Origin of the sequence: Pseudomonas sp. GD03903 (assembly GCF_029840045.1) — a bacterium.
In the GTDB taxonomy this organism is placed as follows: Bacteria; Pseudomonadota; Gammaproteobacteria; order Pseudomonadales; family Pseudomonadaceae; genus Pseudomonas; species Pseudomonas pseudonitroreducens.
In genome coordinates, this window is the sequence record NZ_JAOCBT010000002.1 from 376414 (window position 1) to 392820 (window position 16407).

A 16407-nucleotide genomic window follows, 5' to 3' on the forward strand; every position below is an offset into this window, starting at 1 on the left:
GCGAGCAAGCTCGCTCCTACAGGATGCCGTCGGCGCGTCGTGCCTGCTCGTCAGCCGAACAGCCAGCGCAGAATCAGCACCAGCAGCACCACCGCCAACACTGGCCGGCCGATGCGGTAGGCCTTGGGATAGGCGCGCTTGAACACCTTCACCTTGCTACCCACGGCGTTGCCGAAGCGGATCAGCACCGAATAGGCCTGGTTGATCCCGCCGACGCGCTCGCCCTCGACATTCTGCGGCGCCGTGGCGCGGCCGAGGAAGGCACTGACGCGACGGTTGATGCGGGTCAGCAGCGGCGACTTGAGTGGGCGCTCGATATCGCAGAAGAGGATCAGCCGCGACTCGTCGGTTTCGTTCTTCACCCAGTGGACGAAGGTCTCGTCGAACATTACGTCCTGGCCGTCGCGCCAGGCGTAGGGCTGGCCGTCGACGAAAATGCGGCAGTCATCGGAGTTCGGCGTCGCCAGCCCCAGGTGGTAGCGCAGCGAGCCGCCGTAGGGGTCGCGGTGCTTGTTCAGGTGGCTGCGCGGCGGCAGGCGGGTGAACATCGCACCCTTGACGTTGGGAATGCTGCTCACCAGCTCCACGGTCTTCGGGCACAGCTGTTGCGCCGAGGGCAGGGGGCCGTCGTACCAGGTCAGGTAGAAGCGCGTCCAGCCCTTCTTGAAGAAGGAGCCGAAGCCGGCCTCGTTGTTGTTCAGGGCGTCGCGGATATAGCCCTCGTCGAACAGCTTTTCGGCTTCCTCGCGGATCATCTGCCAGTTGTCGCGCAGCTTGTCGAGTTCGGGGAAGCGCTCGCGGTCCAGGTACGGCTTGGACGGCACGCTGGAGTTCAGGTACATCAATGAGTTGTACGGGGCGAACCAGGCCGAGTGGTTCACCACCTGGCGGAGGAAGGGTAGACGCACCTTGCCGCGCAGGTGCACGTAGAGGATGGCGATGAGGAAAATGGCCAGTATCGCGAGAACGATGAGCTTCAGCATGGAGGTAACGAGTCCGCTCCAGTTGAGTGAATTCGAGCCAGGCACTTGCGCTGCGCCGGCACAGGCCCGAGGATTATACCCCCTGAGGACAGTCCCGCAGCACCTATGCGTTGGTCTGGGATTTGTCCGGCATCGATTGGGCTGTTGGAGAGCCTTGATTCATGAGCATGTCATTGCGTGATCAGTTGCTGAAAGCCGGGCTGGTCAACGAGAAGCAGGCCAAGCAGGCCGGCAAGCAGAAACAGAAGCAGCAGCGCCTGGAGCACAAGAACCAGGTAGCCAAGGACGACAGCCAGCGCCAGGCAGCCTTGCAGGCCCAGGCCGAGAAGCAGGCCCGTGACGCCGAGCTGAATCGCCAGCAGCAGGAAAAATCCGAAAAGAAGGCCAAGGCCGCACAGATCAAGCAATTGATCGAGGGCACGCGCCTGCCGAAGCTGGAGTCGGACGACTACTACAACTTCGTCGACAACAAGAAGGTCAAGCGTATTGCGGTCAACGATCTGATCCGCGACAAGCTCAGCCGTGGCAGCCTGGCAATCGTCAGCTATGACGGGCGCTACGAGATCGTGCCGCGCGATGCCGCGCTGCGCATCCAGGAGCGCGACGAGCGCCGCATCATCGTCCTCAGCGAGCCCAGTGGCGAGCCGGACGAGAACGATCCGTACAAGGATTACGTGGTGCCCGACGACCTCATGTGGTGACGTCGTTGCGCTCGCTCAGCCGGGCGCATCCAGCTCCACCCTTGCAAACCGCGCCTGCGCCGACAACGGCGTAATGGCGCGCAGACGGTCCAGCCGGAGCTCCCGGCTGGCACCGTCCACCCGCACCTCCAGAAACTCCTCCAGAACTCCGCACGCGTTTCTTCGCGTTTGCGTGGTGAAGGCCTGGGCATCGAACACCAGGCCATCACGCAACTCGATACGCAGCCAGTAGCGGTAAAGGCAGGCGATCTCCAGATAGTCATGGAGATCGCAGTGCAATGGCTGGTAGTCGCTCATGCCCCGGCCTTACTTGAGGTCGGCCAGGGAGGCGCCGAAGTTCAGGTGCAGCACCTGCCCATCGACCACCAGCGCAGGCACCGATTTCACCCCGGCTGCCTCGGCCTCGGCCACGCGCGGCGCCTGCTCGCCCAGGTGCACGACTTCGACTTCGCGGTTCAGCAATGGCAACAGCGCTCGTTCGGCTTCTACACAGACAGGGCAACCGGCATGGTAGTAAACGGCTTTGCTCATGATCCTTCTCCTGATCAGTTAAGTATCGATTCGATACCAGTTCAGTCTGAGGCGTAAAAGAATCTTCTGTCAAACTGGTTTTTGATCGATACTATCTATCGAGAGGATTAGCCCATGCCCGATACGACCCTTTACGACTACCTGGAACGCATCGCCAGCCTGATGCGCGCCTGGGCGCGCGAGCAGCCGCTGATGGCCGATCTGCAGCCGATCCAGCTGAGCGCGCTGAACTACCTGGCGCGCTGCAACCGCTATTCGAATACGCCGCTGGGGGTGACGGACTTTCTTGGGCTGACCAAGGGCACGGTCTCGCAGTCGCTCAAGGCGCTGGAAGCCAAGGGGCTGATCGCGAAACGCCCGGATGCGCAGGATCGCCGCAGCGTGCACCTGGAGCTGACTCGGGAGGGCAGGGGACTGCTCGATGCACTGGTGCCGCCGGCGTTCCTGCGCCGCGCCGAAGAGTCGCTGGGAGAGCGTGGCGAGTTGCTGGTCGAACTGCTGCAGGAGCTCCTGGTAACCGTGCAGCGCCAGGAGAACGTGCCGGGCTTCGGCCTGTGCCGCACCTGTCGTTTCCACCAGAAGCTGGATGACGGCGCGCTTTGCGGGCTGACGGGAGAGCGGCTGGAAGCGCGCGAAGGCGAGCTGATCTGCCGCGAGCACGCCGCACCTGAGGAAGCGGCCTGAGCCGAAACGTCCGTCTTTGCGGGGGGGCGCGTCGGAAATGAAAAAGCCGGGCATCAGCCCGGCTTTTTCGTTACGCAGTGGCGCTATCAGAAGCGATAGGTCATCTGCGCGGTCAGGCCGTGGGCGCTGTTGTCGTACTTGGCACTGTAGGCCGGCTGCAGTTGCAGGCCTGCCAGTTCCTGACCATCGGGCTGGTTCACGCCGGCAGTGGATTCCCACAGGTAGGCGTAGGCGACGTCGAAGGTCATGTCGGCGTTGGGCGAGTAGCCGGCACCCAGGGTGAAGATCTTGCGATCGCCCACCGGGATACGCACGGTACGGTGCTCGTTGGTGGTCGGCGACGGATCGTAGGCGAAGCCGGTACGCAGGACCCACTGGTCGTTGACCTGGTAGGAGGTACCGATCGCGGCGGACCAGGTGTCGTGCCAGCTCAGGTCCTCACCGATGGTGTCGAAGGCGGCCAGCGGGGCGCCGGTGTTCTGCACTTCGATGGACTTCAGACGGCTCCAGCGCGTCCAGGTGGTGCCACCGTAGACGGTCCAGCGGTCATCCAGTTTCTGGGTGACGGACAGGTCGAGGGACTCGGGCAGGGTGATGTCCAGGCTGGCATCCATGCGCGAGTCGAACAGACCCATCGGGGAGTTGGAAACGGTGGTGTGGCCCTTGAGCTCGTACTTGACCTTGGAGTGGTAGGTCGCGCCGAGGGAGGTGCTTTCGGTCGGGGTCACCAGGATGCCGACGTTGAAGCCAGCAGCGGTGTCGTCACCCTTGATGCTGATTTCGGTGTCGTTCGGCGCGCCGAACAGGCCCTTGGTGGCCAGGTCGTTCTCCAGCTTGCCGTCGATGCGGTTGATGGTCGGGCCGAAGCCGACGGCAACCACGTCGTTGAACTTGTAGCTGATGGTCGGCTGGACGGTGATCACCTGGACCTTGCTGTAGGAACCGTGGGAACGGCCCTGGAAGCTGCCTTCGTAGTCGTTGATGATGCCGTAGGGCACGTAGATGCCCAGGCCGACGCTGACCTTGTCATCCAGCGGAGTGGCGATGTAGCCGAACGGTACGGCAGCCAGCGGTACGGAGTCGCCCTTGTTGGAGCCGGTGGCCGAGCTGTGCGCGCTGCTGATGTCGTCCTTGGCCGAGACCACGGCCAGGCCGCCGCTGATCTCGGTGCGCTTGAGCTTGGACATGCCGGCAGGGTTGCCGTAGATGGTGCTGGCGTCCAGTGCGGAGGAGGCTCGGCCCGCGTAGGCGGTGCCGGCGCCACTGGCGCTTTGTTCGTTGATCGCGATGCCGTTGGCGAGGACTTGGGCAGAGGCGGCGCTAATGGTCAGGGCTAGTGTGGTCTTGAGCCATGTTGTTTTCATTGTAAGAGCAACTCCTGTGTTTATCGGCGCGCAAGCTACCAAGATTCCCGGGTCTTGGGTAGTGGTCGGCAGGCGCTCTACCTTGGGCTTCGGGGCTCAAACGAGCGTTCCAACTGATTGATGTCCGTTCGTCGCTGTATGTAAATATTTTCTGACCGATTGGTCACTATCGATACGAGGAATTTTCAGGCGACCCGGCTGAAATTGCCGACGTAGCTGTGCCAGGCGTCGACAAAGTCGTGGAGGCGCCCGTGAGGATGGAAAACCCGGCGCCAGACACGGGCCAGTTCCATGGGGTCGTCGGTCAGCGGCACTGGTAGATGCTCAGCCTCCACCAGCATCCAGGCGATGGCCGTGCTGTAGCGCAGGTTGACCGTCAGTTCCAGGTGCGGCGCGTCGAGGAAGGCATGCTGGCTGGCCAGCCCTCGCACGCGGCTGGCCAGCTCCGGGTCCAGCGCCAGGAATCCGTCCCAGAGCGTCTGGTGCCGCTGTTCACCAATGCGATACAGCCCGTGGCCATGGCTGTCATCGAGGGCGCTCCCCAGCGCCGACTGACAGGCCGCTGCCCCCAGCAGCAGCGATTCGGCCGCGACACTGTGACGCCCCAGATACTGCAGGGTGGGGCGGATCACGTACTGGCAAAGATCGTTCGCGGCGATTCCCATGACATCCTCGTCATCAATGACCGGCGGGGCTGGGCGTCTTGGCAGCTTCTGATGATTATCCTCGGCCCCGCCGGAAGCGGACTTAGCCGCTCGAGTTGAAGTGTAGTGCGATGAAGATGATGTAAAGGACTGTTTTTAAATCGTTTCGTCGGCGCGGCTTTCCTTCATATTCCTCCTGGCGATTAGATGCTCGGTGGTAACTCCGGCATCGCAGAGAGCTTTTCCTCCGCCTCTTCATGGCCCTGGTCCGCCGCCTTCTGGTACCAGGCACGGGCCTGTGCCGGGTTTTTCGCCACGCCGCGGCCCTTGGCATAGCTCTCCGCGACCTGGAACTCGGCATCCACGTCGCCCTGCTTGGCCGACAGCAGATAAAGGGCGAAGGCCTTCTTGTAGCTGCGGGTCACGCCGGTGCCGTTCTCGTACATGATCGCGAGGTTGAACTGGGCATCCTTGTCGCCCTGGTCGACGGCCTTCTGGTACCAGTACACCGCCTTGGCCGAGTCCTGCTCCACGCCGTCACCGTTGTCGTAGGCGTTGCCGAGGTTGTACTGCGCGCAGGCATGCCCTTGTTTGGCAGCTTTCTCGTACCAGTAGGCGGCTTTCTCGTAGTCCTGGTCGTACTCGTCGCTGCCGGAGTCATACTCCAGGCCGAGTGTGTACTGGGCGCTGGCGTGGCCGGCCTTGGCGGCCTTCACCAGGTCCTCGCCATAGAGGTCGGACCATTGGTCCTGGATTTCGCAGGGCGTCGCTTCCAGCGAGGCGGCGTAGGCCGGGGCGGCGCTGCACAGGCCGAGCAGCAGGCTGGCGAGCAGGGTTTGGCGGATGCACGAAGGCATGGGATCACTCCTTTGAAGACTGGGCACGAGTCTGACCGATGCCCTGACACCTATCCATAGGAACGGAAGGCGCTGGTGTGAAGCGCCTTCCGTTTTTTCCGCCAGAGCGGGGAGATCAGTCGCCCTTGGCCACCGGGCGGCGGGTATCGGTGATCCATTCGCTCCAGGACCCGGCGTACAGGCGCCCCATCGGATAGCCCGCCAGGCTCAGGGCGAACAGGTTGTGGCAGGCGGTGACGCCGGAGCCGCAGTAGGCCACCAGGTCCTCGGCCGGGCGTCCGCGCAGCAGGCCGGCGAAACGCTGGTGCAGGTGCTCGGGGCGCAGGAAGCGGCCGTCGTTGCCGAGGTTGTCGGTGAAGGCCGCGCACTGGGCGCCGGGGATGTGCCCGGCGACCGGATCGATGGGTTCGACCTCGCCACGGAAGCGCGGCAGTCCGCGGGCGTCGATCAGTGGCAGTTCGGCGTTGCCGAGCTTGCTGGCCAGTTCGCTGGCGCTGATCAGCAGGCTGTTGTCCGGCTCGCCCTTGAAGTCGCCGGGGCGCAGCGGCGTTTCGGCGGTGGTCAGGCGCAGGCCGGCGTTGCGCCAGGCGGTCAGACCGCCGTCGAGCAGGTACACACCCTCGCTCTTGCCCAGCCAGAGCAGCAGCCACCAGGCGCGGGCGGCGAAGGCGCCGGGACCGTCGTCATACAGCACCACTTCGCTGTCGGCGTTCAGCCCCCAGGCGCGCAGATGCTCCAGCAGGTGCTGCGGGTCGGGTAGCGGATGACGACCGGTGACCCCGGGAATCACCGGGGCGGAGAGGTCCCGGTTGAGGTCGGCGAAGTGTGCGCCGGGGATGTGGTTCTCCTGATAGCTGCGCGCGCCGTAGGCGGGGTCTTCGAGGGCGAAGCGGCAGTCGAGCAGGACGAGATTCGGGTCATCGAGGCGGGCGGCCAGTTGCTCGGGCGTGAGCAGGCGGGCTTGAGTCATGGGCGCGTTCCTGTGTCGTGACGGGGCTGAGGCGCATCATAAGGCTTGTACGATGAAAAGTTGGGGGGAGTTGGCGAACATGCACAACCGGCAATCGGCACCGCGCAAGGCGGGCCCGCTGCGCGTCGCCCTGGTGGGGCTGGCGACCGTTCTGATCACCCTGGGCTACAGCGTCCGGGTCCTGGTGCTGGGCGCCATCGGCCGGCTGCGCCGTGCCAAGGTTGACGGCTTCACCCGCGACTGGTCCGGCAGCCTGCTGCGCCTGACCGGAGCGCGCCTGAGCCGCCATGGCGAGGTACCGGACTTCGGCGATGGCCGCCGCTACATGATCCTCTGCACCCATTCCAGCTTCTACGATATTCCGGCGATTTTCGTGACCATGCCCGGCTCGATCCGCATGCTCGCCAAGCGCGAGCTGTTCGCCGTGCCGGTGTGGGGCGCGGCCATGCGCGCGGCGGAGTTCCCATCCATCGACCGGCACAACCGCCACCAGGCCATGGCCGACCTGGCCAGGGCGCGGCAGATGATGGAGAGCGGCATCGTGCTCTGGGCCGCTCCCGAGGGCACGCGCTCCAGGGATGGCAGGCTGCAGCCGTTCAAGAAGGGCTGCTTCCGCCTGGCCCAGCAGACCGACGCGATCATCGTCCCGGTGGCGATTCGCGGCATCCAGCAACTGCTGCCGGCCGGCGGCCTCAAGCTGAATCTCGGGATGCCGGTGGAAGTGCATGTCGGCGCGCCGATCGATTCCACCGATTTCACCGAGCGCGGTGTCGATGCGCTGATGAGCGAGGTACGCGGGCGCATGCTGGAGCTGCTGGAGCCTTCCGCGCACCCCGTGCCGGCGCCGGTCCGTGAGGAGCAGGCGCCGGCTTGAGGCGTCAATCGGGCTGCTGCCCTCAGTGGATGGGCAGGCGGCCGATGCGGTCGTTCTCCAGGCTGCCCAGGTAGAGCACGCCGTTCACCGGCTTGGCGGAAGTCACCATGCGCAGGTGCTGGCCGCTGGTGTCGTGCAGGCTGCGCACGATCTCGCCTTGCTCGTTCACCTGGATCACCAGGCCATAGGGCACCGGCTTGGGCAGGACCGCGCGCGGCAGCTTGGTGAGCTGGCGTTTCAGCCAGGGCATCTGCTGGATCGCATCGGCGTCTGCCTTGCGCGGCGAGGGCAGGGCGACCCAGAAGGTGCCGCTGCGATCGCTGGCGAGGTTGTCCGGCAGGCCCGGCAGGTTGTCGATGAACACGTCGTGCTGCCCGGCCTTCTCGCCCTTGAGCCAGTAACGCGTGATGCGGTAGCGGTAGGTCTCGTTGACCAGCACGAAGTCCTCGTGCTGCGACAGCGCCACGCCGTTGGCGAAATACAGGTCCTTGAGCAGCGTTTCGGTCTTGCCGGTGGTCGGGTCGTAGCGCAGCAGGCGGCCGTGGGGGCGGGCTTCGAGCAGGTCGAGGATGTAGTCGGGCTGGTGGAAGCGGCTGGAAGCGTCGCTGAAATAGATGCGCCCGTCGCTGGCGATGTCCAGGTCGTCGGTGAAGGCGAAGGGAACGCCATCGGCCGAATCGGTCAGGACGCGGATCCTGCCTTGCGGGTCGACCTGCAGCAGGCCTTTCCAGGCATCGGCGACGATCAGGTTTCCGGCCTTGTCGAATGCCAGCCCGAGCGGGCGTCCGCCGGTTTCGACGAAGGTTTGCGCCTTGCCGTCGGCGCCGATGCGCACGATGCGCCCGTCGTCCAGCCCGGCAAACACCTGGCCCAGGCTGTCCACGGCGGTGTCTTCGGGGCCGACGATCTGGCCCTGGGCAAGCAGTTCGGCCTTCATCAGCGTGTCGTTGGGTTCCATCACGCCGGTCATTGGCGGCGCCTTGGGAGGCGTCCAGGCCAGCGGATCGATGGGGCTGGGCGTGACGGCCAGATAAACGGCGAGGGCGGCGACCAGCAGGACGACCAACCCGAGAAGCTTCTTCATGTAAAGCTGCCTTATTGTTGTTGTGGGCGGGGCAAAGCGTAGAGACCGCTGGCCGATCGTCACAGACCGATGGCCGAGTGGAATGCTCGCACATCATGCATCTCTATATACTGCGCGCACCGAAACGAAGGAGATGTTCGTGACCGCCCTCGATATACAGTGGATTCGCGACGATGCCACCCTGGAGCGCAAATGCCAGGACTGGAAAGAACTGCCGTACCTCGCGCTCGATACCGAGTTCATGCGTGTCGATACCTTCTACCCGGAAGCCGGGCTGGTGCAGGTGGGCGACGGCACCGGGGTGTGGCTGATCGACCCGCTGCTGATCCGCGACTGGTCGCCGTTTGCCGCATTGCTCGAATCGCCGCTGGTGGTCAAGGTGTTCCATGCCTGCGGCGAAGACCTGGAAGTCTTCCAGCGCCTGACCGGCAGCCTGCCACAGCCGCTGTTCGATACCCAGTTGGCCGCCGCCTACCTGGGCATGCCGCACTCCATGGGCTACTCCAAGCTGGTGCTGGAAATCCTCGGTCTCGACCTGCCCAAGGATGAAACCCGCTCCGACTGGTTGCAGCGCCCGCTGACCGACATGCAGGTGCGCTACGCCGCCGAGGATGTGCAGCACCTGGCCGAGGTCTATGTGAAGCTGGCGCCGCGCCTGAGCGACGAGAAGTTGCAGTGGCTGCTGGCCGATGGTGCCGACCTGACGCAGAACCAGAGCCGTGTCAGCGATCCGCAGCAGGCTTACCTCGACGTCAAGCTGGCCTGGAAGCTCAATCCCCAGCAGCTGGCCGTGCTGCGCGAACTGTGTGTCTGGCGCGAGGAGCAGGCGCGGTTGCGCAACAAGCCGCGCAACCATGTGCTGCGCGAGCACACCCTGTGGCCGCTGTCGCGCTTCCAGCCTGGCGACAAGGTTGCACTGGCACGCATCGACGACATGCACCCGCGTACCGTGCGCCAGGACGGCGACACCCTGATCGCCTTGATCGCCCATGCGGCGAAGCTGCCCGAGGCCGATCGCCCGCAGACCCTGCCCGAGCCGCTGCCGCGCGAAGTCACCCCGGTATTGAAGAAGCTGCGCGAAGTCGGCCAGAAGCAGGCAGAGCGCCTGGAGATGGCGCCCGAACTGATGTTGCGCAAGAAGATTCTCGAAGCCCTGCTCAAGACCGGCTGGCCGAACGGCCCCTACCAGTTGCCCGATTCGCTGCAAGGCTGGCGTCGCGAGCTGATGGGGCAGGCCCTGCTGGACAGCCTGGCTGCCCCCACTGCCGAATAACGCGGCTCACACCATCATGCAGAAAGAACCGATATGAAACGCATCTGCTCCATCTACAAGAGTCCGCGCAAGAACGAGATGTACCTGTACGTCGACAAGCGTGAAGCCCTCAGCCGCGTGCCCGAGGCGCTGCTGGCCGCGTTCGGCGCGCCACAGCACGCCTTCGACCTGGTCCTGAGCCCGGAACGCCAGTTGGCTCGCGAGGACATCAACGTAGTGCTGGAAAACATCGAGAAACAAGGTTTTCACCTGCAGATGCCGCCGGCGGAGGAGGAGTACATCCAGCACCTGCCGGAAGAATTGCTGCGGCGGAACGATCCGGTCTGATCCTGACTTCCTGATCTTCCCCGTCAAGCCGCGAACTCGCTCAGTGCTGGCACTGTGCAAGTTCGCGGCTTGAGCGCATTATGCGCGGAGAAACAGGGTTCAACGGAGCGGAACGCTTGGTCTCTGGCTGTGTCTATAGCCGCCTGACTTCCCTAGAACTGACCACGTTTATCCCAGGGAAGCTCCCTTGAAGCGAGTCCAGATGCGCCAGCCGGAAATGCTCCACCGTTCGAAGCGAAAGGCCTGACCATGCGCCTGCTCGTACTCGATCGCGAACACTCCCTCTACGCCGCCCTGCTGATGGCGGCCGAACCCCGTTTGACGGTGATCTCCGGCAACAACCCCGACACCCTGGTGGAGGCGGCTGCAGAGTGCCCGGTGTGGCTCGGCGAGCCGACCCTGGCGGCACAACTGCTGCGCCAGGGCGTGCATCCGGTATGGATCCAGTCCAGCTGGGCGGGCATCACCCCGCTGCTGGCCGACGACCTCCCCAAGGATTACGCCCTGACCCGTGCCGTCGGCATCTTCGGCCAGGTCATGACCGAATACCTGCTCACCTACATGCTTGCCCACGAGCGCCAGTTCCTCGGCCGCCTGGCCAGCCAGGTCGGCGTGCAGTGGGACGACCGCGCCCCGGGCAGCCTGAGCGGCCGGCAGATCCTCATTGTCGGCACCGGTGAGATCGGCCAGGCGGTGGCACACATGCTGGCGCCCTTCGGCGTGGACCTGGTCGGCGTGGCGAAGAACCCGCGCGCGCTGGTGCCCTTTGGGCGCATGGGCGGGCTGGATGACCTGCCGCGCCTGGCCGAGACCGCCGACTATGTGATCAACCTGCTGCCCGACACGCCGGAAACCGCGGATATCTACAACCTCGCGTTGTTCCAGCGGATGAAGCCCACCGCATTGTTCCTCAATGCTGGGCGCGGCACTTCGGTGGTCGACGAGGACCTGGTCGCGGCGCTGGAAGCCAACCAGCTGGCCGGCGCGGTGATCGACGTCTGTCGCCAGGAGCCGCTGCCGACTTCGCACCCGTTCTGGCACACACCACGCCTGCTGCTGACCGGCCACACCGCCGCGCCGACGCTGCCGAGCCTGCTGATCGACCTGTTCCGCGACAACCTCACGCGCTTCTGGGCGGGACAGGCGATGCGCGGCGAGGTGGATTTCTCCCGCGGGTACTGATCGTTGCGTACATGAAAAAGGCCCCTTTCGGGGCCTTTTCTTTTGCTCTGCTGCAGGAGCGAGCTTGCTCGCGAACCGCCTGCCACCGTGCATTGCAGGTTCGCGAGCAAGCTCGCTCCTACAAGTGCGGAAGCCCGGGGCGGGGGCTTACAGCGAGAAATCGCCCTCGGCGACGATCTCCGCCAGCGGCCGGCGCGCATTCGGTACTTCGCGGGCCTGCAGGCTCTCGGAGAGGATCGACTTGTCGCCCAGTTTGCCGATGGCGATCACCGCGTGGATCTCGTGATCCGCCGGGACCTTCAGCTCGCTGCGCGCCAGTTCGCGGTCGAAACCGGCCATGCCATGGGTATGCCAGCCCGCCAGGCTCGCCTGCAGAGCGAGGAAGCCCCACGCTGAACCCGTGTCGAAACTGTGCCACAGGGCAGGCTTCTCCTCGCTGGAGCCGGGCGGCGCGAAGGTGGTCTTGGACAGCACCACCACCAGCGCCGAGGCGTGTTGCGCCCAGCCGCGGTTGAACTCGCCGAGCAGGTTCAGGTAACGCTGCCAGTTCGGCGTGTCGCGCAGGGCGAAGAGGAAGCGCCAGGGCTGCGAGTTGAAGGAGGACGGCGCCCAGCGCGCGGCCTCGATGAAGCTCAGCAGAGTCTCCTGGGGAATGGCTTCGCCGCTGAAGGCGCGGGGCGACCAGCGATTGATGAACTGCGGGTCGATGGGGTGCTCGGAAACGCGAGGGTTGGCGCTCATGGTGGCTCCTTGAAGGGCGTGGAATCTGCCGATGGTGCCGTGGTCGGCCGGGCATCGCGGTGGGGGCGGGCGGCTGGCGGGTCTCGCGGCACTGGTAGCAGGCAGGCGGACCGGGCCCGTGGGGCGATCAAACTAACCAGCGCGACGCGCTCTGGCAAGCGCCGCGCGGTCAATGGTCGCCTGCGCTTGGCCTTACTGCTCGCGAGGCTTAGACTTTGCGCCCCGTGAAATAGCACCTGATTAAAAAATGGCCGCCAAAGTCGAACCCTTCTGGAAACGCAAGACCCTCGACCAGCTCGATCAGGAAGAGTGGGAGTCGCTGTGCGATGGCTGCGGCCTGTGCTGCCTGCAGAAGCTGGAGGACGAGGACGACGGTACCGTCTACTACACGCGCATTGCCTGCAAGCTGCTGGACCTGAAGACCTGCCGCTGCACCGATTACGCCAACCGCCGCGCCAGCGTACCCGACTGCATCCAGCTCACTCCGGCCCAGGCCGACGAGTTCCGGTGGCTGCCGCCAACCTGCGGCTATCGCCTGGTATCCGAAGGCAAGGACCTGCCGCTGTGGCACCACCTGGTCTGCGGTGATCCGGACGCGGTGCATCACGAGCGCATTTCGCAGTCCGGACGCATGCTCGCCGAAGGTTCGGTGGCGGAAGACGATTGGGAAGAGCACCTGATCTTCCGCGCCGGCTGAGTCAGCCCAGCGCCTGCGTGCGCAACCAGTAGCAGGCTTCCTCACCTGTCAGTGGGGCCTCGCCATCCGGCAGGTCCACGCGCTTTTCCCACAGCGGGAACCAGCGGTCATCTTTCTCGTCGTCGATGGTCGCCGGGCGCACCTGCGTGCGCAAGCGCCGTTCGCAGGCGCCCCATTGCACGAAGTTGACCTGCGCCTCGATCAGGCTCACGGCATTGGCACCGCCGCGCGCGTCGGGGAAGCACAGTTGCAGGTGATCATCTTCCCAACAGCAGATCTCGCAGATTTCGTACGACCCCGGAGGGTCGCCGAAACTGAAGTAGCCGCAGCAGGGGCAGGTGTAGAGCATCAGGCGTTGCCTTCGATGCCCAGTACCTTGAACAGGAAGGCGTACTCCAGCGCGACATCCTTCAGGCCCTGGTAGCGGCCGCTCATGCCGCCGTGACCGGCGCCCAGGTCGGTCTTGAGCAGCAGCAGGCGCTCGTCGGTCTTGCTGACGCGCAGCTTGGCCACCCACTTGGCGGCTTCCCAGTACTGCACGCGGCTGTCGTTGTAGCCGGCCACCACCAGCAGTGCCGGGTAGTCCTGGGCGCTGACGTTCTCGTAGGGCGCGTAGGCACGGATGCGCTCGTAGACCTCAGGCTCCTGCGGATTGCCCCACTCGTCGTACTCGGTGACGGTCAGTGGCAGGTCAGGGTTGAGCATGCTGTTGAGCACGTCGACGAAGGGCACTTCGGCAATGGCGGCGGCGAACAGCTGCGGGCTCTGGTTGAGCACTGCACCGATCAGCAGGCCGCCGGCGCTGCCGCCGCTGATGGCCAGTTGCGCCGGGGTGCTGTAGCCGTGGCTCAGCAGGTGCTCGGCACAGGCGATGAAGTCGTTGAAGGTGTTCTGCTTGTGCTCCAGCTTGCCGGCGCGGTACCAGGCTTCACCCAGTTCGCCGCCGCCGCGCACATGGGCGATGGCGAAGACGAAGCCGCGCTCGAGCAGGCTCAGGCGCGCGTGGGAGAACCAGGGGTCGAGGCTCTCGCCGTAGGCGCCGTAGCCGTAGAGGTAGAGTGGCGCCGGCTGGCCACGAGCGATGCTCTCGAGCACATCGCGGCGGCCGACCAGGCTGATCGGCACCTGTACGCCGTCGCGGGCGACCGCCCAGAGGCGGCGGCTTTCATAGGCGTCGGCATCGAACGGGCCTTCCACCGGGGTCTGCTTCAATACCTTCTGTTCGCCGCTGGAAAGCTCCAGCTGGCGGATCTGCGCCGGACGGTTGAGGGCTTCATAGCGCAGGCGGATCACCGCGCTGTCGAACTCCAGGCTGTCCTGCACGTAGAGGTTGTAGGCGGCGTCCGGCAGGTCGACACGGTGCGCCGGTTGGCCGTGCGGGTGGACTTCGACGATCGGCAGGCCGCCTTCGCGCAGGCTCAGGGTCAGCGCGCTGGCGCTCAGGGTCAGGCCTTCGAGCATCACGTCGTCGCGGTGCGCCACCAGCTCGCGCCAATGGGGGCGCATCGGCTGCGCTTCGCTGGCCTGGTAGAGGGCGAAGTTGATGCCGGTCTGGTTGCTGCGGATCAGCCAGGCCCAGTCACCCTCAAGACGACCGTGGTCCGGATAGTACTCGTGGCCTTCCTCGCGGGGCGCCAGGCAGACGAACTCGCCTTCCGGCGTACTGGCGTCCAGTACCCAGGCCTCACTGGTGGTCTTGCTGTTCAGCAGCAGCACCAGTTGGCGCTCGGAGCTGGCGCGGTAGCAGTTGAGGAAGAAGCGTCCGTCAGGTTCCTCGAAGATCAGCTGTGCGCCGCTTTCGCCCAGGCGATGGCGGTAGAGTTTGTGCGGACGGTGGGTGTCGTCCAGCTCGCCGAAGAACAGCGTGCGGTTGTCGTTGGCCCAGGTCAGGCTGCCATCGCAATCGTCGAAGGGCAGGGTGGTGACACTGCCATCAGCCAGTTCCTTCACGTACAGGGTATATATCTCGTCGCCACTGGTATCCAGGCTGTAGGCCAGCCTCGAATGATCGGGACTGATGCTGAAGGCACCGACCGACAGGAAACCGTCGCCAGCCAGGGCGTTCGGGTCCAGCAGCAACTGCTCGGCGCTCTCGTCGACGCTCAGCGAACCATCGGCCGGGCGCGGGCTGCGGTAGTGGCGCGGGTACTCGTCGCCAGCCGTGGTGCGCTGGTAATAGAGCCAGGGGCCCCAGGGCGTGGGCAGCGACAGGTCGGTCTCGCGGATACGGCTCTTGATCTCCTGGAACAGCGATTCGCGCAGGTTCGTCTGAGGAAGAAGCCGATCTTCGAGGTAGGCATTTTCTGCTTTCAGGTACTCGAGGACGTCTTCCGCATCGCGGTTTTCCAGCCAGGCGTAAGGATCGGCGGCGGCCTCGCGGCGGGCGATGGGGGGCTGGCGGTCAGTCATGGCGAATCCTCGGCGGCGGCATGGATGACGCCTGGCTGCGCACCCACGGGGAAAAGGAGCTATCATACGCACCCCTCTGTCGACACCGCACGTACGTACGCGCATGAACGAACACGATTACACGCTTGCCTGGGGCGCCTATATCGCCGCCGGCCTTGGCCTGACCCTGGTCTGGTTCCTGATGACCGGCTGGATGTGGCGCTGGCTGCGCGAACCCCTGCGGGTGATCGTCATCGTCCTGCTGTTCACCCCGACCCCGGTGGACCCGGCAAACAACCTGTACGCCCCGGCGATCGCGATCACCGCGCTGGACGTGGTGTTCAAGGTAGGCAACAACGCCTGGCGTGCCGTCTCCGATCTCGCCCTGGTACTGCTCGCGGCGTTTGGCCTGTACCTGCTGTTCGTGCTGATCCGCTGGCCGCTGGAGCGCTCCATGAAGAAGCGCCGCCAGGAGAAGATCGACGAAGACGAGCCGACCCTGCGCCAGTTGATGCAGCCTGAACTGGTTGAGGGCGTGGACTCCCACCCCAGCGAACGGCACGACAACCGCGCGCGGATCGAACCGCGCCTGTAGTCCGGCCTTGCGTCCCGCCCTGCACGCGTCCAGCATGAACTGAACGGCCTTTCGAGGAGTTCCCATGGACTGCGTGTTCTGTGCCATCGCGGCCGGTCGCGTGCCGGCCCGTACCCTCTACGAAGACGATCATTTCATCGTGCTGCTGGACATCTATCCGCTGCGCCCTGCGCACCTGCTGCTGGTGGCCCGCGAGCACGCGACCTTTCTGCACCAGCTCCCCGAGGCGGCGCAGCAGGACCTGATCCCGCTGGCCGAGCGCATGCAGCGTGTGTTGCGCCGCGCTGGCTATGGGCGGGTCGGCATCAACCTGCTGGTCAACGACGGTCCTGCGGCCAACCAGCATGTCCCACATTTTCATCTGCACCTTATCCCGCGTGAGTTGAGCGACTTGCCGGCGCTGCTGCTGCGCGCACTGACGCGGTTCCTGCCGCTGGGGCGGAAAAGGATGCAGAATCGCCTGGAACGCGAGCTGCATCAGCTGCGCGAGGCACTGATGGAGGAGAACTGAT

The 16407-nt window shown here is 65.0% G+C and carries 20 protein-coding genes; 9 read left to right on the forward strand and 11 right to left on the reverse strand.

From position 1 onward, the window contains the following. Positions 1–50: 50 nt before the first annotated feature. On the reverse strand, positions 51–983 hold the full coding sequence (locus N5C91_RS04395; RefSeq protein ID WP_236171455.1) for an aspartyl/asparaginyl beta-hydroxylase domain-containing protein: 933 nt from the start codon (positions 981–983) through the stop codon (positions 51–53). A 161-nt stretch (positions 984–1144) separates the two neighbouring features. Here N5C91_RS04395 and N5C91_RS04400 point away from each other — a divergent pair, with 161 nt between their 5' ends. Beyond that, positions 1145–1684 (forward strand): DUF2058 domain-containing protein, encoded by a 540-nt coding sequence (locus tag N5C91_RS04400; protein WP_054908697.1) that lies wholly within the window; start codon positions 1145–1147, stop codon positions 1682–1684. Positions 1685–1699: 15 nt separating this feature from the next. Here the strand turns inward: N5C91_RS04400 and N5C91_RS04405 are convergent, their stop codons facing one another. Together N5C91_RS04405 and N5C91_RS04410 are read right to left on the reverse strand one after the other, a co-directional pair. Further along, positions 1700–1981, reverse strand: coding sequence for a Rho-binding antiterminator (locus N5C91_RS04405; RefSeq protein ID WP_236171454.1), 282 nt, complete (start codon positions 1979–1981; stop codon positions 1700–1702). Positions 1982–1990: 9 nt separating this feature from the next. Continuing rightward, complete coding sequence (locus N5C91_RS04410) at positions 1991–2215, reverse strand: thioredoxin family protein (protein WP_236171453.1); 225 nt, start codon at positions 2213–2215, stop codon at positions 1991–1993. A 114-nt stretch (positions 2216–2329) separates the two neighbouring features. Here N5C91_RS04410 and N5C91_RS04415 point away from each other — a divergent pair, with 114 nt between their 5' ends. Beyond that, complete coding sequence (locus tag N5C91_RS04415; RefSeq protein WP_279828101.1) at positions 2330–2899, forward strand: MarR family transcriptional regulator; 570 nt, start codon at positions 2330–2332, stop codon at positions 2897–2899. An 86-nt stretch (positions 2900–2985) separates the two neighbouring features. Here N5C91_RS04415 and N5C91_RS04420 read toward each other — a convergent pair whose 3' ends face one another. The 4 genes from N5C91_RS04420 to N5C91_RS04435 all read right to left on the reverse strand — a co-directional run bounded on the left by N5C91_RS04420 (position 2986) and on the right by N5C91_RS04435 (position 6734). Continuing rightward, positions 2986–4263, reverse strand: a complete 1278-nt coding sequence (locus N5C91_RS04420) for an outer membrane protein transport protein (protein ID WP_236171451.1) — start codon at positions 4261–4263, stop codon at positions 2986–2988. Between the two features lie 185 nt (positions 4264–4448). Further along, a complete protein-coding gene (locus N5C91_RS04425) occupies positions 4449–4928 on the reverse strand; it encodes a hypothetical protein (RefSeq protein ID WP_236171450.1) in 480 nt (159 codons plus the stop codon). Positions 4929–5110: 182 nt separating this feature from the next. Then, positions 5111–5764, reverse strand: coding sequence for a tetratricopeptide repeat protein (locus N5C91_RS04430; RefSeq protein WP_236171449.1), 654 nt, complete (start codon positions 5762–5764; stop codon positions 5111–5113). A gap of 115 nt (positions 5765–5879) precedes the next feature. Further along, positions 5880–6734 carry a sulfurtransferase gene (locus tag N5C91_RS04435; protein ID WP_236171448.1) on the reverse strand — a complete coding sequence of 285 codons (855 nt, stop codon included), beginning with the start codon at positions 6732–6734 and terminating at the stop codon, positions 5880–5882. 79 nt (positions 6735–6813) lie between these two features. Between N5C91_RS04435 and N5C91_RS04440 the strand changes: the two genes are divergently transcribed. Next, entirely contained in the window at positions 6814–7608 is a 795-nt protein-coding gene (locus N5C91_RS04440) for a lysophospholipid acyltransferase family protein (protein WP_279828106.1), read from the forward strand. A 22-nt stretch (positions 7609–7630) separates the two neighbouring features. On the opposite strand, the gene N5C91_RS04445 is transcribed toward N5C91_RS04440, so the two are convergent. Then, positions 7631–8692 (reverse strand): SMP-30/gluconolactonase/LRE family protein, encoded by a 1062-nt coding sequence (locus N5C91_RS04445; RefSeq protein WP_279828108.1) that lies wholly within the window; start codon positions 8690–8692, stop codon positions 7631–7633. A gap of 133 nt (positions 8693–8825) precedes the next feature. Here N5C91_RS04445 and rnd point away from each other — a divergent pair, with 133 nt between their 5' ends. The 3 genes from rnd to N5C91_RS04460 all read left to right on the forward strand — a co-directional run bounded on the left by rnd (position 8826) and on the right by N5C91_RS04460 (position 11474). Further along, positions 8826–9965: a ribonuclease D gene (gene rnd, locus N5C91_RS04450; protein WP_236171445.1), complete on the forward strand. Its 1140-nt coding sequence runs from the start codon at positions 8826–8828 to the stop codon at positions 9963–9965. Between the two features lie 33 nt (positions 9966–9998). Beyond that, positions 9999–10292 carry a YcgL domain-containing protein gene (locus N5C91_RS04455; RefSeq protein ID WP_236171444.1) on the forward strand — a complete coding sequence of 98 codons (294 nt, stop codon included), beginning with the start codon at positions 9999–10001 and terminating at the stop codon, positions 10290–10292. Positions 10293–10541: 249 nt separating this feature from the next. Further along, positions 10542–11474: a D-2-hydroxyacid dehydrogenase gene (locus N5C91_RS04460; RefSeq protein WP_236171443.1), complete on the forward strand. Its 933-nt coding sequence runs from the start codon at positions 10542–10544 to the stop codon at positions 11472–11474. Positions 11475–11621: 147 nt separating this feature from the next. Here N5C91_RS04460 and N5C91_RS04465 read toward each other — a convergent pair whose 3' ends face one another. Then, positions 11622–12215 carry a nitroreductase family protein gene (locus N5C91_RS04465; RefSeq protein ID WP_236201746.1) on the reverse strand — a complete coding sequence of 198 codons (594 nt, stop codon included), beginning with the start codon at positions 12213–12215 and terminating at the stop codon, positions 11622–11624. 247 nt (positions 12216–12462) lie between these two features. Between N5C91_RS04465 and N5C91_RS04470 the strand changes: the two genes are divergently transcribed. Continuing rightward, positions 12463–12912, forward strand: a complete 450-nt coding sequence (locus tag N5C91_RS04470; RefSeq protein WP_236175062.1) for a YcgN family cysteine cluster protein — start codon at positions 12463–12465, stop codon at positions 12910–12912. A gap of 1 nt (position 12913) precedes the next feature. On the opposite strand, the gene N5C91_RS04475 is transcribed toward N5C91_RS04470, so the two are convergent. Both N5C91_RS04475 and N5C91_RS04480 read right to left on the reverse strand, forming a co-directional pair. Beyond that, positions 12914–13261 (reverse strand): CPCC family cysteine-rich protein, encoded by a 348-nt coding sequence (locus N5C91_RS04475; protein WP_236175061.1) that lies wholly within the window; start codon positions 13259–13261, stop codon positions 12914–12916. Continuing rightward, positions 13261–15321 (reverse strand): S9 family peptidase, encoded by a 2061-nt coding sequence (locus tag N5C91_RS04480; RefSeq protein ID WP_279828114.1) that lies wholly within the window; start codon positions 15319–15321, stop codon positions 13261–13263. Before N5C91_RS04480 ends, N5C91_RS04475 begins: the two co-directional genes overlap by 1 nt. Before the next feature lie 103 nt (positions 15322–15424). On the opposite strand from N5C91_RS04480, the gene N5C91_RS04485 reads away from it, so the two are divergent. Beyond that, positions 15425–15895, forward strand: coding sequence for an MFS transporter (locus N5C91_RS04485; RefSeq protein WP_236175059.1), 471 nt, complete (start codon positions 15425–15427; stop codon positions 15893–15895). 64 nt (positions 15896–15959) lie between these two features. Continuing rightward, on the forward strand, positions 15960–16406 hold the full coding sequence (locus N5C91_RS04490; protein WP_236175058.1) for an HIT family protein: 447 nt from the start codon (positions 15960–15962) through the stop codon (positions 16404–16406). The last annotated feature ends 1 nt before the right edge of the window (position 16407 follow it).

Coding starts and splice junctions, on each gene's coding strand:
- N5C91_RS04395 (WP_236171455.1), bottom strand. CDS start 983: ATGCTGAAGCTCATCGTTCTCGCGATACTGGCCATTTTCCTCATCGCC.
- N5C91_RS04400 (WP_054908697.1), top strand. CDS start 1,145: ATGAGCATGTCATTGCGTGATCAGTTGCTGAAAGCCGGGCTGGTCAAC.
- N5C91_RS04405 (WP_236171454.1), bottom strand. CDS start 1,981: ATGAGCGACTACCAGCCATTGCACTGCGATCTCCATGACTATCTGGAG.
- N5C91_RS04410 (WP_236171453.1), bottom strand. CDS start 2,215: ATGAGCAAAGCCGTTTACTACCATGCCGGTTGCCCTGTCTGTGTAGAA.
- N5C91_RS04415 (WP_279828101.1), top strand. CDS start 2,330: ATGCCCGATACGACCCTTTACGACTACCTGGAACGCATCGCCAGCCTG.
- N5C91_RS04420 (WP_236171451.1), bottom strand. CDS start 4,263: ATGAAAACAACATGGCTCAAGACCACACTAGCCCTGACCATTAGCGCC.
- N5C91_RS04425 (WP_236171450.1), bottom strand. CDS start 4,928: ATGGGAATCGCCGCGAACGATCTTTGCCAGTACGTGATCCGCCCCACC.
- N5C91_RS04430 (WP_236171449.1), bottom strand. CDS start 5,764: ATGCCTTCGTGCATCCGCCAAACCCTGCTCGCCAGCCTGCTGCTCGGC.
- N5C91_RS04435 (WP_236171448.1), bottom strand. CDS start 6,734: ATGACTCAAGCCCGCCTGCTCACGCCCGAGCAACTGGCCGCCCGCCTC.
- N5C91_RS04440 (WP_279828106.1), top strand. CDS start 6,814: ATGCACAACCGGCAATCGGCACCGCGCAAGGCGGGCCCGCTGCGCGTC.
- N5C91_RS04445 (WP_279828108.1), bottom strand. CDS start 8,692: ATGAAGAAGCTTCTCGGGTTGGTCGTCCTGCTGGTCGCCGCCCTCGCC.
- rnd (WP_236171445.1), top strand. CDS start 8,826: ATGTTCGTGACCGCCCTCGATATACAGTGGATTCGCGACGATGCCACC.
- N5C91_RS04455 (WP_236171444.1), top strand. CDS start 9,999: ATGAAACGCATCTGCTCCATCTACAAGAGTCCGCGCAAGAACGAGATG.
- N5C91_RS04460 (WP_236171443.1), top strand. CDS start 10,542: ATGCGCCTGCTCGTACTCGATCGCGAACACTCCCTCTACGCCGCCCTG.
- N5C91_RS04465 (WP_236201746.1), bottom strand. CDS start 12,215: ATGAGCGCCAACCCTCGCGTTTCCGAGCACCCCATCGACCCGCAGTTC.
- N5C91_RS04470 (WP_236175062.1), top strand. CDS start 12,463: ATGGCCGCCAAAGTCGAACCCTTCTGGAAACGCAAGACCCTCGACCAG.
- N5C91_RS04475 (WP_236175061.1), bottom strand. CDS start 13,261: ATGCTCTACACCTGCCCCTGCTGCGGCTACTTCAGTTTCGGCGACCCT.
- N5C91_RS04480 (WP_279828114.1), bottom strand. CDS start 15,321: ATGACTGACCGCCAGCCCCCCATCGCCCGCCGCGAGGCCGCCGCCGAT.
- N5C91_RS04485 (WP_236175059.1), top strand. CDS start 15,425: ATGAACGAACACGATTACACGCTTGCCTGGGGCGCCTATATCGCCGCC.
- N5C91_RS04490 (WP_236175058.1), top strand. CDS start 15,960: ATGGACTGCGTGTTCTGTGCCATCGCGGCCGGTCGCGTGCCGGCCCGT.